This window comes from Mesorhizobium sp. M7A.F.Ca.MR.148.00.0.0 (assembly GCF_003997735.1).
GTDB lineage: Bacteria > Pseudomonadota > Alphaproteobacteria > Rhizobiales > Rhizobiaceae > Mesorhizobium.
Genome location: NZ_RZTB01000146.1, coordinates 1 through 12462, shown reverse-complemented (window position 1 = coordinate 12462; position 12462 = coordinate 1). Strand labels below are relative to the sequence as shown.

Here is a 12462-nt window from a genome sequence, read left to right as displayed (position 1 = left end):
TGGCCAGCGTCTGCGCCGCCCCTCACCTGCCTGCCGGCATCCTCTCCCCGTATAGTAAGGGGGGGAGGGGTGCTGTCATCGGCGATTTCGCCAATCTCCAGCGTTGCGGGAGAAATGCCGGCGTCGCCGCCCGCCCCTCTCTCCCCGTCACTATAGGATGTCCGGCAGGACAGTGAGGGGCAGCGCCAACGTCAACGATTGCTCCGTTCGGCCAGAAACTCATGACGCAGTAGCGCTAATGCATCTCGCTCAAAAGTCGCGACGCGCTTTAGGCTGAAAATTCCTTGATCCAGCACTGATTTTGACGCATATCCGCTGCGAACTGAGCTAAAAGTTCCGCCAGCCGGACCAGCGCCCATCGTGGAAGTGCCCCGCCAGCTGATGCCATTCGAACGGGGCCTCTTAAATCATGACAGCAGAACAGATATCGCCGGACCAGCGCTATGCCGCGTTCCGCCATCGGTCCTTCCTGAGCTATTGGGCGGCGCGTTTCCTCACCACATTCGCCACCATGATCGTGTCCGTCGCGGTCGGCTGGCAGATGTACGATTTGACCCGCGACCCGCTCGATCTCGGCCTTGTCGGCATCGTCCAGTTCCTGCCGTCGCTGCTTCTGGTGCTGGTCACCGGCGTCGTCGCTGATCGCTTCGGCCGCCGCCTGATCATGGCGCTGGCGGTCGTGGTGGAGGCGATGTGCGCGTTGGCGCTGCTGGTCCTGACGCTGCGCGGCATCAGCGGGCCGCTGCCGATCTTCTGCGTGCTTGCCATGTTCGGCGTCGCCCGCGCCTTTTTCGGTCCGGCCTCCGCCTCGCTGTTCGCCAATCTGGTGCCGCCTCAGGATTTCGCCAACGCCATCGCCTGGAATTCATCGGCCTGGCAGACGGCGACCATCGTCGGCCCGGTCGCCGGCGGCCTGCTCTACGGCGTGTCGCCGGAAGCGGCCTACGGAACCGCCGCCGTCCTGATGCTCGTGTCCGGGCTGCTGATCTTCACCATTCCGAAGCCGTCGCAGCGGACCGAGTCGGAAAAGCCGACGATGCAGCACCTGCTCGGCGGGTTCAGCTACATCTGGAGCGAGAAGATCGTGCTCGGCGCCATCTCGCTCGATTTGTTCGCCGTGCTCCTGTCCGGCGCCTCGGCGCTGCTGCCGGTCTATGCGCGCGACATCCTCCAGCTCGGCCCCTGGGGCCTCGGCCTGCTGCGCTCGGCGCCCAGCATCGGCGCCATTTGCGTCGCCATCTGGCTGGCCGGGCATCCGCTTCGCAACCACGCGGGCATGATCATGCTGGTCGCCGCCGCCTCGTTCGGCGCCTTCACCGTGCTGTTCGGCCTTTCCACCATCACCTGGCTGTCGATCGTGGCGCTGGTCTTCCTTGGCGCCACCGATATGTTCAGCGTCTACATCAGGGAAACGCTAATTCAGCTGTGGACGCCCGACGAGGTGCGCGGCCGCGTCAACGCCGTCAACCAGGTCTTTGTCGGCGCCTCCAACGAGGTCGGCGAATTCCGCGCCGGCACGATGGCCGCGCTGATCGGCACGGTGCCGGCCGTGGTGATCGGCGGCATCGGCGCCATCGCCGTAGCGGGCCTGTGGATGGTGCTGTTCCCGCAACTGCGCAAGGTGCGCCATCTCGACGGACGCAACTGATCTTCCTCCAGTTGACAAGCCAAAATGCCCCGCCCCCGTGCCACAGGAGCTCTCATGATCACTTGCTACCTGAAATATGTCATCGACCCCTACAAGCTTGCCGAGTTCGAAGATTATGGCCGTCGCTGGATAGCTCTGGTCAACCGCCTCGGCGGAAACCATCACGGCTATTTCCTTCCGAGCGAGGGGGCGAGCAATATCGCTTTTGCCATGTTCAGCTTCCCGAGCCTCGCCGACTACGAGGTCTATCGCAAGCGTATGGCTGCCGACCCGGAATGCCAGGAAGTGTTTGAAATGGAAAAACGCAATCGCAGCATTCTCAGCTACGAGCGCAGCTTCCTGCGGCCGGTGCTCGAACCTTAAAGCGCGTCGCGTCGAAACAGATTCACGCGCCGCGCTTTAGGTCTTGTTTTATGCATGTCGTTTTCCCAGAGGTCACTTTTGGGCGACATGCATTAGCTATCTGCTCGGCTTGCCGAAAATCATCCGCAGGAACTCGTCCAGCCAGCGCTTGAGATGCATGTCCCAGATCAGCCGGCCGCCGAGATGATCGCGGCCGGGCTGGGCACCGGGCAATTCGAAGCGATGCGCGCCGCGCACCACCCAGCGCTGCATCATCACCCTGGTCAGTTCGCCATGGAACTGGATGCCCCAGGCATTGTCGCCGTAGCGGAAGGCCTGGTTGGGATAGGTCTCGGCCGTCGCCAGCAGCGTCGCGTCCCTGGGCAGCGAGAAACCCTCGCGGTGGAACTGATAGACCATCTCCGGCCAGTGCATCAGTTGCTTGCCGGCTTCGGTCGCTTTCAGGGGATACCAGCCAACCTCGACCAGCCCTTCGCCGTGTCCTTCGACCTTGCCGCCGAGATAGTTGACCAGCATCTGTGCGCCGAGACAGATGCCGAGACATGGCCGGTTCTCCCTCAGCGGTATTTCCAGCCAGCTGGTCTCGCGGCGAACGAACTCGTCCTCGTCATTGGCGCTCATCGGACCGCCGAACACCACCGTGCCGGCGTGGCCGTCCAGTGTTTCGGGCAAGGCGTCGCCAAGCGGCGGCCGGCGGATATCGAGGTCGAACCCTTCTTCCAGCAACATGTGGCCGACACGCCCTGGGCTCGAACTCTCCTGATGCAGCACGATCAGTATCTTTGGCTTCGAACTCGTTTGACGCGGCATGGGAAGGCGAAAATCCTATTCGTCGCTCGATGTTCCGGTGGCGCCGGGCGCGTGCGCCGCTGCCTTGCGGCGCGCCTCGACGCGATCATGGCGTTCGACGCCGATCAGCTCGGCGACGCGCCAGACGGTGTTGTCCTCGAGCTCGTGCAACTCGCCGTCGGCATAGACGATTTCCCACATCAGGCCGATGAAGGCCTTGCGCGCATCGGCATCGAGATGCCGCTTCAGGACACTGGTGAAGGCATAGAGATCGATCGCCTCATTGTCGGCCCGCTCGCCGGCGGCGGCAAGCGCCTCAAGTTCCGTGCCGCTGATCGAATAGCTCTCCGCCAGCACCGCCTTGAACCGTTCCCACTCGACATCCTGGCGCACGCCATCGGCATTCATCACATGGTAGAGCAGCGCCGAGGCGGCGATGCGCGGATCGTCCGTGCTGGCACGAGTGCCAGCGCCGGCCGGCAAATCCCTGAGAAACGACAGAACGCGTTCAAACATAGATCCATACCCCAACGGCCTGACGGCCTGCCCAACTCAAAACAGCCGAAACCGGCGCGGCGATTTCTCCGCTTCCTCGTCCGGATCGACGCCGGGATCGTCCGGCAACCGCGCAAGCTCCTCGGCCGGATCGACGCCCTCGGCATCGCTCGGCACCGCGGCGAAGGCCGCTGCCGTGATCGGCCTGACATGATCTTCTTCGCGACTTTCAGCTTGCTTGCCCGCCGACGTCTCGCCACCGGCGTCATCGATCACCTCGATCGGCCCTTTTTCGCTCGTGGGCTTTGCCAATGCTTCGATGACCGGCGCCGCACCGGCTGGCATGTCGTCATGGCTGTCGATCAACTGGCCGAGACGCTCCATCGGCGCACGCCACTCGAAGGCGTCGAGCCGGCCGGTGATCGGCGACACCGGCGCCCAGCGTTCCGATACCACGCCGTCTGCGACCCAGGCCGGATCGCGCGGCGCCCGCACAGCCCTGGACAGCAGCTGCCGCACCTTGCCCTGATCGCCGGTTTCAGCCTCCTCGATGTCTGCGAGCAGCAGATACGCGCCCTCGCGGCGGTCCATCCGGATTGCCGCCTCGGCCTCGCGGCGGGCGGTCGAGAAATCCTGCGCGTCGAGCGCGGCGCGCGCCACCGTCATCGACGATTCGGCGTGGTTCTTCTTCATTTCCTGCAGCTTCTTCGCCCGGTTGAGACGGTCGAGCACGGCGTCGCCCGGCCTTGCATGGGTATAGAGCTCGGCGATTTCCGGATGCGGCTCGGCCTTCCAGGCCGCCTCGAGTATCTTCGAGCCCTTGCGCACATCGTTCTGCTTGAACAATGCGGCCGCGGCGGCAACGGCGGCGGGCGCGAAGTCCGGCCGCAGCTTGTTGGCCTCGATCGCCGCCGTCCTGGCAGCGGCGGGGTCGCTGTCGGCAAGCGCCTGCGCCTTGGCGGTCAACAGCACGGCGCGGCGGCGGTTGGCGGCATCGCGCTCGATCTGCCGTGTCGATTTCTGCGCGTCGACCAGTTTCAGGGCGCCGTCCCAGTCGCCGCGCGCGGTCAACTCTTCCAGCGTCGATTCCGCCGCCCAGGCCAGCTGCGGCGCCATCACCGCGGCGCGGCCGGCATAATGCCTGGCGGCGTTGCGGTCGCCGAGCCGTTCGGCTTCCAGATAAAGCCCGCGCAAGCCCAGCAGCCGCATCTCGGGATCGTCGAGCATGCTCTCGAATTTCTGTCGCGCGCTTTCATGATCGCCTTCGAGCAGCGACGCCTGCGCTTCCAGCAGGTGGATCAGCGGCTCCTGGTCGGAACGGATCAGCTTGGCGGCTTCCTTGGTCTTCTTGCGGGCCAGCGCGCCATCACCGGCGCCGGCGGCAATCATGCCGGTCGACAACGCCTGATAGCCACGATCGCGGCGGCGGACACGGAAATAGCGCGAGATGGTGTAGGGGCTGTTCCACAGCGACTTGAGCAGCCACCACAGGATCATCACCGCGGCGACCACGGCAACGACGGCCACCGCCGCCACCATCAGGCTGACCTGGTATTGATAGCCGTTAAAAGTGACGACCATGTCGCCCGGCCGGTCGGCCAGCCAGGCAAAGCCCAGCCCGAGCGCGAAAACGACGATGAGGAAGGCGAGCAGGCGGATCATTGTGTTGCCCTCATGCCTTCATCGCGCCCGAGATCAGCGCATCGACCTGGGTTTCGACCTCGATGCGTGCCTTCAGCTTGCCGGCAAAGTCCGCGCCAGCGGCCTTGGCGGCCTCGGGCAGCGTTTCATACTCGCTGAGTGCCTTGGCGTAGTCGCCCTGGTTGACCGCCGCCTCCATGCGCGCGACGGTTTCCGGTGCGCCGGCGCCTTCGACGGCGCCGATCGGCCTGACCTTGACCAGCGATTCGGCGCTCGACATCAGATTCTGCAGGAAGCCGGCATTCTCATCGACGGGCGTCGCGGCAGTGACCATGGCATTGGCGGCGGCATCAGCCTGCGATGCGATCTCGGCGCGGGTCGGAACGCCCTTTTCAGCATAGGGGCGCAGTGCCGCAAGCTGCGGCGCATCGGGCGAAATTGCCGCGAGGGTTTCGAGTTCGGCCGAAAACGGCCCGCCACGCTCGAGCGCCGCCTTCAAGGCCGACGCCGCGATGGCAAGCGCGACCTTCGGCTGCCCCGCCGCCGCCTCGACCTTGCCGGACAGCTGCGACACAGACTGCTCCAGCGCTGTGAGCCGGCCCTCCTGCGCCGTCGTAGCCTCGCCGGCCGACTTCACCAGCGCGTCGAGGCCAGCCAGTTTCTCGTTGAGCGGACCGAGATCGACCGGCGCCGAGCTGCCGGCCTTGCCGAGGGCGGCGACCGCCGTCTCGATCTGCGCGACCTTGTCGCCCAGTGCGGCGACCCCGGCTGCGTCGCCTGCTCCACCTTTCTCGACAGCCGATTTCAGCGCCGCCACATCGGCCTTGACCTGTTCAAGGCCCGAGGACAGGCCGACCATCTTGGCCGCTCCATCGCCGTTGCCGCCGGCGTCCTTCAAACCGGCGATTTCGGTCTTCAGCGAGGCGATGTCGCCGTTGACGCCATCGAGCGAGACGCCGGCGCCCGAACCCGGCGCGCCGAGCAGGCCGGCAGATTGCAGCCCGCCGGCGCCGACCAGCGCGATGACGCCGCCGATGATGCCGGCGGCGACGCCGTTGAGGCCGCCGCGCTTTTCAGGGGGTGGCGCCATTTTCTCGTCCCGTGTCTCGGGTTTTGCCTTGTTGCCGTCGGTCTGCGGGCGCTTCGCCGATGCGTCCTCGAAACTGTAATCGTAAGCTTTGGTCTTGCCGGCCGGCGCATCGGACGATCCGGGACCGTGGGACGATCCGGGCTCGTCGGACGATCCGGGCTCGTCGGGCGATCCGGGATAGGGGATCTCGGCCTCGCTAGCGGGCTTTGTCGCCGCTGCCGGCGGCTGCTCCGGTTCGGCCCGGGCGTCGGTATGCTCCCAGGGCTCGAGATCGGTCTGGTCGGCGTGAACCGGCTCTTCGGGAACTTCGGGCTGCGAAGCGTTCGCTGCTTCCTCGGCCTTCGCCTCGTCTGTCCGGGCCTCCTGCCTGGCGGCGTCCTCGTCGGCGATGCGTGAGACGGCGCCCGGCTCGAGATCGATGGTCACCGGCTCGCGGCGGCTTTTCGAGTGTCGCATCTTCGGCGTCTTGACCATGCCTGGGCTCCGCACAATTCGCTTCGTCTCAACGCCTGGCGGCGCATGATGGTTCAGAAAGGGTCTAGCACATCACCAAGCGGTGAAAAGGGGCGGTGTGATGACGCGGCTCAGCGCGGCGCCTGCAAAAGCGCCAGCAGCACATCCTCGTCGGGCTGCGCGGCAATGCGGATTCTTTCGCTGGCGACACCGTCGAAGGCTGCCGCGATGCGAGTGGAAAGCGCAAAAACCCATGTTTTTTCGAAGAGACCGCGCAGAGCGGGCCGTCTTGCCAAGGTCTGCATCGCCGCCGCCGCCTTGGCTGAATAAAGCAACACCGCGTCGGCAGGTTGCCCGGACAGGCGTTCGAGGATGACTTCGTCCGGATAGCCCACAGTCAGCGTGTCATAGGTCTCGACGGCGTGGACCCGAACGCCCGCCGTCACGAGCCTCTGTTCGAACGCCGGAAAACGCACGCGCCCGCAGAGGTAGACAATCGTTTTTCCAGAAAAATCGGCGGCGAGACTGTCGGCCAACCCCTCCGCATCGCCCGGGCCTTCACTGACCGACAAAACCCCCGCTCGACGCGCCGCTTGCGCCGTCCTTTTGCCGACCGCATGGCAAGGCAAGGCGGCGAGCGTCGCGATGATTTCTTCCGGCGCATGACGCATGGCATTGGCGCTGGTGACGGCCACCGCGACGGCATCGTCCGGGATCAGTCCGGCGGCGGCGGGCAACGCCTTTGTTTCGGTCAGGGGCAAAAGAACCGGCTGAAAGCCCGTCTCCTCAAGCCGATGCGCTGTGCGCGAAGCACCCGGTTCCGGCCTGGTCACCAGGACGCGAAGCATTTCAGAGCCAGCCGTCGAAGAACTTTTCGCCGGCCTTGGCGCGCACACTCCGGGCCGCTTCACCGCCGATGCGGGCGGCGTCTTGCGCCGGCCCCTGCAGCTCGACCGTGTGCGACTGCGTGCCGTCGGGCGAGATGATCAGCCCGGCGAATGACAGTTTTCCGGCCTCGATCGCCGCATAGCCGGCGATCGGCGTGCGGCAGGAGCCATCCAGCGCCGCCAGGAAGGCGCGCTCGCAGGCCAGTGCCTGGCCGGTCGGCACATCATGGACGGCTGCCAGCATCTTTTCGACATCGCGGTCGCCGATACGGGTTTCGATGCCGATCGCACCTTGCCCCGGCGCCGGCGGGAAGACATCGAGCGGTATCAGATCGGTGACGACATGCTCGAGCCCAAGCCGCTTCAGCCCGGCATAGGCCAGGATCGTGCCCGCGGCGACGCCTTCTTCGAGCTTGCGCAGCCGCGTCTGCACATTGCCGCGGAACATCACCACGTCGAGATCCGGCCGCATCCGGCGGATCAGCGCTTGCCGCCGCAGCGACGACGAGCCGACTTTCGCCCCGCGCGGCAGTTCGGCGATCGTCTTCGCCGCCTTGCCGACAAAGGCGTCGCGTGCATCCTCTCGCGGCAGGAAGGCCGAGAGTTCGAGACCGTCGGGCAGTTGCGTCGGCATGTCCTTCGACGAATGCACGGCGATATCGATCCGGCCCGCCAGCAGCGCCTCCTCGATCTCCTTGGTGAACAGGCCCTTGCCGCCGGCTTCCGACAGCGGCCGGTCCTGGATGCGGTCGCCGCTGGTCGAGATGACGACCACCTCGAACGCCTCCGCCGGCATGTCATGCGCGGCCATCAGCCGCGCCTGTGCTTCATGCGCCTGTGCCAGCGCCAGCGGGCTGCCGCGTGTTCCGATTCTCAAGATTGTTTGCATGGCGCGCAGTCCGTGATAACCCCCCGGCAAGCGAGGCTTTTCCGGGGTTCTCCTAACGGGGAAAGCCCCATGATACAATCTTTAGGGACAGCGACGAATTGATCCGCGTGCTGGGCATAGAGACGAGTTGTGACGAGACCGCCGCCAGCGTGGTGGCCATCGACGGCGACGCCGCGCCAAAAATCCTGTCCAACATCGTGCTCAGCCAGATCGAGGAACATGCCGCTTTCGGGGGTGTCGTGCCGGAAATCGCCGCGCGTGCCCATGTCGAGGCACTGGACGGCATCATCGAGGCAGCGCTTGCCGATTCGGGCACAGCGCTCGCCGATATCGACGCGATTGCCGCCACCGCCGGTCCCGGCCTGGTCGGCGGGCTGATCGTCGGGCTGATGACGGCCAAGGCGATTGCCGCTGCGGCGAACAAGCCGCTGATCGCCATCAACCACCTCGAAGGCCATGCCCTGACCGCAAGGCTGACCGACGGGCTCGACTTTCCCTATCTCTTGCTGCTGGTCTCCGGCGGCCATACGCAAATCGTCGCCGTGCGCGGCGTCGGCGACTATCAGCGCTGGGCAACGACCATCGACGACGCGCTCGGCGAAGCCTTCGACAAGACGGCCAAGATGCTTGGCCTGCCCTATCCCGGCGGGCCGAATGTCGAGAAGACGGCACAGGCCGGCAGTGCCTCGCGCTTTGCCTTTCCGCGCCCGATGAAGGGCTCGGCCCAGCCCGACTTCTCCTTCTCCGGCCTCAAGACCGCCGTGCGCCAGGCGGCGAGCGCCATTGCGCCGCTGAGCGATCAGGACGTCGCCGACATCTGCGCTTCGTTCCAGGCAGCGGTGGCCGATGCGCTGGCCGACCGCGTCTCCCGCGCGCTGACGCGCTTTCGCGAGACATTTCCCGGCACGAAAAACCCGGCCCTCGTCGTTGCCGGTGGTGTCGCCGCCAACCGCGCGATCAAGACCATGCTGGAGCGGCTCTGTGCCGAGACCGGCTTCACCTTCATTGCACCACCGCTGAAGCTTTGCACCGACAATGCGGCGATGATCGCCTGGGCCGGCATCGAGCGGCTGCGCGCCGGCATGGCGCAGGAGAACGGCTTCGATTTCGTGCCGCGCTCGCGCTGGCCGCTGGATAGCATCTCGGCGCCGATGGTCGGCTCCGGCCGGCGCGGAGCCAAGGCATGAACGAGCGGGCAATGAGCGGCAACGACACCGCGCCGACCGGCTGGCGCGTTGCCGTACTCGGCGGCGGGGCCTGGGGCACTGCCTTGGCCTTGGCCATGCTGCGCGCCGGGCATTTCGTTCGCCTTTACGCGCGCGACCCGGAGACCGTCGCCGCGATCGACCGTGGCGAAAATCCACGCTACCTGCCGGGCATTACGCTCCAGCCCGGCATCGTGGCGACGAGCAACATTCAGGCCGCGCTCGACGGTGCCGACTGCGTGCTGGCGGTGACGCCGGCCCAGTCGCTGCGGACTACGCTGGCGGCAGCGAAGGACCATATGCCGGCCGGTGTCCCGCTGGTTCTGTGTGCCAAGGGCATCGAAAGCGAGACCGGCGCCTTGCTGTCGGCGATTGTCGAAGAAATCCTGCCGCTCAATCCGGTTGCCGCTCTGTCGGGTCCGAGCTTCGCCACCGACGTCGCCCGCGGCCTGCCGACGGCCGTTGTGGTCGCTGCCCGCGACGAGGCATTGGCCGCCGATCTCGCCGCCCGCTTTTCCGCCGAAAACCTGCGCTGCTATTCGAACGACGACCTGATCGGCGTCGAGATCGGCGGCGCCTTGAAGAACGTCTTCGCCATTGCGGCGGGTGCCGTCACTGGCGCGGGTCTCGGTGCCAGCGCCCAGGCTGCCATGGTGACGCGCGGCTTTGTCGAGCTGCGCCGCATCGGCGCTGCCTTCGGCGCCAGGCCCGAAACGCTGATGGGGCTTTCCGGCCTTGGCGACCTGCTGCTGACCTGCTCGTCCACCCAGTCGCGCAATTTCGCCTATGGCCTGGCGCTCGGCCAAGGCAAGCCGCTTGCCGGATTACCGCTCGCCGAAGGCGTGCCGACGGCGGCGATCGCTGCCCGCATCGCCACCGAGCGCAACATCGACGCGCCGATCATTGCCGCCGTCGCCGCCATACTGGACGGTGCCATCACCGTCCGGCAGGCTGTGACGGCCTTGATGACCCGGCCGCTGAAGACCGAAACCAACGATTGATCCCACGACTTTGAACGATCAGGAGAAAAAGATGCTGTTTGCTGTGATTTGCAAGGACAAGCCCGGAAGCCTGCAGGTGCGCCTCGACACGCGGCCCGAGCATGTCGCCTTTCTCGAAGGGTTGAACGGCGACAAGAAGCTGGCCTTCGCCGGTCCGTTTCTTGATGCCGAGGGCAAGCCCAATGGCAGCCTCGTGGTCGTCGAAGCGTCCGACCTGGCTGGCGCCCAGGCTCTTTCGGCCGCCGACCCCTACGCCAAGGCCGGGCTGTTCGAAAGCGTCGAAATCCGCCCGTGGAACTGGACGTTCAACAAGCCGGCGGCTAGTTAATCCCGGTCGCCCGCGAGCGCACGCTAGAGTAATTCCAGGAAAAGTGTGAAACGGTTTTCCCGGGAAAAGCGCGTAGCGCTTTCCCTTGGGAATTGCGTCAAAATAAAGAGTCCAGGAGGAGAAAGACATGAACTACTGGCTGTTCAAATCCGAGCCATTCAAGTTCTCCTTCGAGATGCTGAAGGCCAAGGGCAAGGCCGGCACGCAATGGGACGGCGTGCGCAACTACGCCGCGCGCAACAACATGAAGGCGATGCAGATCGGCGATCTCGGCTTCTTCTACCATTCCAACGAGGGGCTGAACGTCGTCGGTATCGCTGAAGTCTGCGCGCTTGCCCATCCCGACACCACGTCGGACGATCCGCGCTGGGAATGCGTCGACATCCGCGCCGTAAGGGATGTGCCGAACCCGCCGACGCTGGAACAGGTCAAGGCCAATCCGAAGCTTGCCGACATGGCGCTGGTGCGGCTCGGCCGGCTTTCCGTGCAGCCGGTGACGCCGGCCGAATGGAAGGAAGTCTGCCGCATGGGCGGCTTGACGCCGGCTCCGTGACGGCGCTGACGCCCAACAGCGCGAGGCAATTCATTCTCGACAACACGGCGCTGATGGCGCCGCCGCACGTCCCGGAGATCCTGCTTCACCTTGCCGACGAAGCGCATGATTTGTGGCAGCGGACCGAGGATGAGCTGGTCGAGATCGGCCTGCCGCCACCTTTCTGGGCCTTTGCCTGGGCCGGCGGCCAGGGCCTTGCCCGCTATGTCCTGGACAATCCCGGCACGGTGCGGGGCAAGCGTGTGCTCGACTTCGCTTCCGGCTCCGGTCTTGTCGCCATCGCCGCCGCCAAGGCAGGTGCCGCCAAGGTGATCGCAGCCGACATCGATCCGTTCTGTGCCACCGCGATCCGGCTCAACAGCGAGATCAACGGTGTCGGGACCGAATTCCTCGGCACGGATTGCATCGGCACCGATGCAGGTTGGGACGTGGTCCTGGCCGGTGATGTTTTCTACGACAAATCTTTCGCGGACCGGCTGATGCCATGGTTCGCAACGCTGAAGGCGCGCGGCGCTGAGATCCTCATCGGCGATCCCGGACGGTCGTATCTGCCGAAGACAGGGCTGGAGCCGCTTTCTGTCTATGAAGTGGCCGTCACGCGGGCGCTGGAGGATGCGCTGGTCAAGCGCACGACGGTCTGGCGGTTCGCTTGACGCGATCGCCGAACAGGCGTTCCATCACATACAAATCAGAGGGGGAGCTCATGGATCTTTCAGCAGTGAACTGGCTGGCGGTGGTCGCCGCCGCGATCGTCGCATGGCTGTTCGGCGCCGCCTGGTACATGGGCCTGAGCAAGGCGTGGCTGAAGGCCGCCAAGCTCGATCCGGCGACGATGAAGAAGTCGCCGCTGCCCTTCGTCATCAGCTTCATCGCCGAACTGGTCATGGCCACCATATTGGCCCTGGTCGTCGGCGCGATGACCGGCGGCGAGCCGACATGGATCGCCGGACTAGTCTTCGGCTTCGTGCTCTGGCTGGGTTTCGTCGCCACGACGCTCTCGGTCAATCACCGCTACGAGAATTTCGGCTGGGACCTGACCCTCATCGACGGCGGCCACTGGCTCGGCGTGCTGCTGATCATCGGCGCCGTGATCGGCTGGTTCGGCGCGGCGGCAACCTGA

14 protein-coding genes are annotated in these 12462 nt (G+C 65.6%); 8 read left to right on the top strand and 6 right to left on the bottom strand.

The window, feature by feature from the left end:
* Positions 1–409 precede the first annotated feature (409 nt).
* Positions 410–1648 (top strand): MFS transporter, encoded by a 1239-nt coding sequence (locus tag EOB49_RS30185; RefSeq protein ID WP_127318782.1) that lies wholly within the window; start codon positions 410–412, stop codon positions 1646–1648.
* Positions 1649–1702: 54 nt separating this feature from the next.
* Positions 1703–2011 carry an NIPSNAP family protein gene (locus tag EOB49_RS30180; RefSeq protein WP_027037386.1) on the top strand — a complete coding sequence of 103 codons (309 nt, stop codon included), beginning with the start codon at positions 1703–1705 and terminating at the stop codon, positions 2009–2011.
* 96 nt (positions 2012–2107) lie between these two features.
* Here EOB49_RS30180 and EOB49_RS30175 read toward each other — a convergent pair whose 3' ends face one another.
* The 6 genes from EOB49_RS30175 to hemC all read right to left on the bottom strand — a co-directional run bounded on the left by EOB49_RS30175 (position 2108) and on the right by hemC (position 8255).
* Positions 2108–2821, bottom strand: a complete 714-nt coding sequence (locus EOB49_RS30175; protein ID WP_127383135.1) for a glutamine amidotransferase — start codon at positions 2819–2821, stop codon at positions 2108–2110.
* Positions 2822–2836: 15 nt separating this feature from the next.
* On the bottom strand, positions 2837–3316 hold the full coding sequence (locus EOB49_RS30170; protein WP_127268697.1) for a TerB family tellurite resistance protein: 480 nt from the start codon (positions 3314–3316) through the stop codon (positions 2837–2839).
* Between the two features lie 36 nt (positions 3317–3352).
* Entirely contained in the window at positions 3353–4957 is a 1605-nt protein-coding gene (locus EOB49_RS30165; RefSeq protein WP_127383134.1) for a heme biosynthesis protein HemY, read from the bottom strand.
* Between the two features lie 10 nt (positions 4958–4967).
* Entirely contained in the window at positions 4968–6500 is a 1533-nt protein-coding gene (locus EOB49_RS30160) for a COG4223 family protein (protein WP_127383133.1), read from the bottom strand.
* Between the two features lie 110 nt (positions 6501–6610).
* Complete coding sequence (locus EOB49_RS30155; protein ID WP_127383132.1) at positions 6611–7327, bottom strand: uroporphyrinogen-III synthase; 717 nt, start codon at positions 7325–7327, stop codon at positions 6611–6613.
* A gap of 1 nt (position 7328) precedes the next feature.
* Positions 7329–8255 carry a hydroxymethylbilane synthase gene (gene hemC / locus EOB49_RS30150; protein ID WP_127383131.1) on the bottom strand — a complete coding sequence of 309 codons (927 nt, stop codon included), beginning with the start codon at positions 8253–8255 and terminating at the stop codon, positions 7329–7331.
* A gap of 101 nt (positions 8256–8356) precedes the next feature.
* Between hemC and tsaD the strand changes: the two genes are divergently transcribed.
* The 6 genes from tsaD (at position 8357) to EOB49_RS30120 (ending at position 12462) form a co-directional block, all read left to right on the top strand.
* Complete coding sequence (gene tsaD / locus EOB49_RS30145) at positions 8357–9442, top strand: tRNA (adenosine(37)-N6)-threonylcarbamoyltransferase complex transferase subunit TsaD (RefSeq protein WP_206526159.1); 1086 nt, start codon at positions 8357–8359, stop codon at positions 9440–9442.
* The gene (locus EOB49_RS30140) at positions 9439–10461 is read left to right on the top strand and encodes an NAD(P)H-dependent glycerol-3-phosphate dehydrogenase (RefSeq protein ID WP_127383129.1); all 1023 of its coding nucleotides are present in this window, start codon (positions 9439–9441) and stop codon (positions 10459–10461) included. Before tsaD ends, EOB49_RS30140 begins: the two co-directional genes overlap by 4 nt.
* A 31-nt stretch (positions 10462–10492) precedes the next feature.
* The gene (locus EOB49_RS30135) at positions 10493–10789 is read left to right on the top strand and encodes a YciI-like protein (protein ID WP_127383128.1); all 297 of its coding nucleotides are present in this window, start codon (positions 10493–10495) and stop codon (positions 10787–10789) included.
* Between the two features lie 127 nt (positions 10790–10916).
* Positions 10917–11342 (top strand): EVE domain-containing protein, encoded by a 426-nt coding sequence (locus tag EOB49_RS30130; protein ID WP_023811233.1) that lies wholly within the window; start codon positions 10917–10919, stop codon positions 11340–11342.
* Positions 11297–11995 (top strand): methyltransferase, encoded by a 699-nt coding sequence (locus EOB49_RS30125; RefSeq protein ID WP_206526158.1) that lies wholly within the window; start codon positions 11297–11299, stop codon positions 11993–11995. The genes EOB49_RS30130 and EOB49_RS30125 overlap by 46 nt, the downstream gene beginning before the upstream one ends.
* Before the next feature lie 50 nt (positions 11996–12045).
* Positions 12046–12462, top strand: a complete 417-nt coding sequence (locus EOB49_RS30120; protein ID WP_127383126.1) for a DUF1761 domain-containing protein — start codon at positions 12046–12048, stop codon at positions 12460–12462.

What these genes read in the sequence shown, in the direction of transcription:
- EOB49_RS30185 (WP_127318782.1), top strand. Translation starts at nt 410, where the DNA reads ATGACAGCAGAACAGATATCGCCGGACCAGCGCTATGCCGCGTTCCGC.
- EOB49_RS30180 (WP_027037386.1), top strand. Translation starts at nt 1,703, where the DNA reads ATGATCACTTGCTACCTGAAATATGTCATCGACCCCTACAAGCTTGCC.
- EOB49_RS30175 (WP_127383135.1), bottom strand. Translation starts at nt 2,821, where the DNA reads ATGCCGCGTCAAACGAGTTCGAAGCCAAAGATACTGATCGTGCTGCAT.
- EOB49_RS30170 (WP_127268697.1), bottom strand. Translation starts at nt 3,316, where the DNA reads ATGTTTGAACGCGTTCTGTCGTTTCTCAGGGATTTGCCGGCCGGCGCT.
- EOB49_RS30165 (WP_127383134.1), bottom strand. Translation starts at nt 4,957, where the DNA reads ATGATCCGCCTGCTCGCCTTCCTCATCGTCGTTTTCGCGCTCGGGCTG.
- EOB49_RS30160 (WP_127383133.1), bottom strand. Translation starts at nt 6,500, where the DNA reads ATGGTCAAGACGCCGAAGATGCGACACTCGAAAAGCCGCCGCGAGCCG.
- EOB49_RS30155 (WP_127383132.1), bottom strand. Translation starts at nt 7,327, where the DNA reads ATGCTTCGCGTCCTGGTGACCAGGCCGGAACCGGGTGCTTCGCGCACA.
- hemC (WP_127383131.1), bottom strand. Translation starts at nt 8,255, where the DNA reads ATGCAAACAATCTTGAGAATCGGAACACGCGGCAGCCCGCTGGCGCTG.
- EOB49_RS30140 (WP_127383129.1), top strand. Translation starts at nt 9,439, where the DNA reads ATGAACGAGCGGGCAATGAGCGGCAACGACACCGCGCCGACCGGCTGG.
- EOB49_RS30135 (WP_127383128.1), top strand. Translation starts at nt 10,493, where the DNA reads ATGCTGTTTGCTGTGATTTGCAAGGACAAGCCCGGAAGCCTGCAGGTG.
- EOB49_RS30130 (WP_023811233.1), top strand. Translation starts at nt 10,917, where the DNA reads ATGAACTACTGGCTGTTCAAATCCGAGCCATTCAAGTTCTCCTTCGAG.
- EOB49_RS30125 (WP_206526158.1), top strand. Translation starts at nt 11,297, where the DNA reads ATGGAAGGAAGTCTGCCGCATGGGCGGCTTGACGCCGGCTCCGTGACG.
- EOB49_RS30120 (WP_127383126.1), top strand. Translation starts at nt 12,046, where the DNA reads ATGGATCTTTCAGCAGTGAACTGGCTGGCGGTGGTCGCCGCCGCGATC.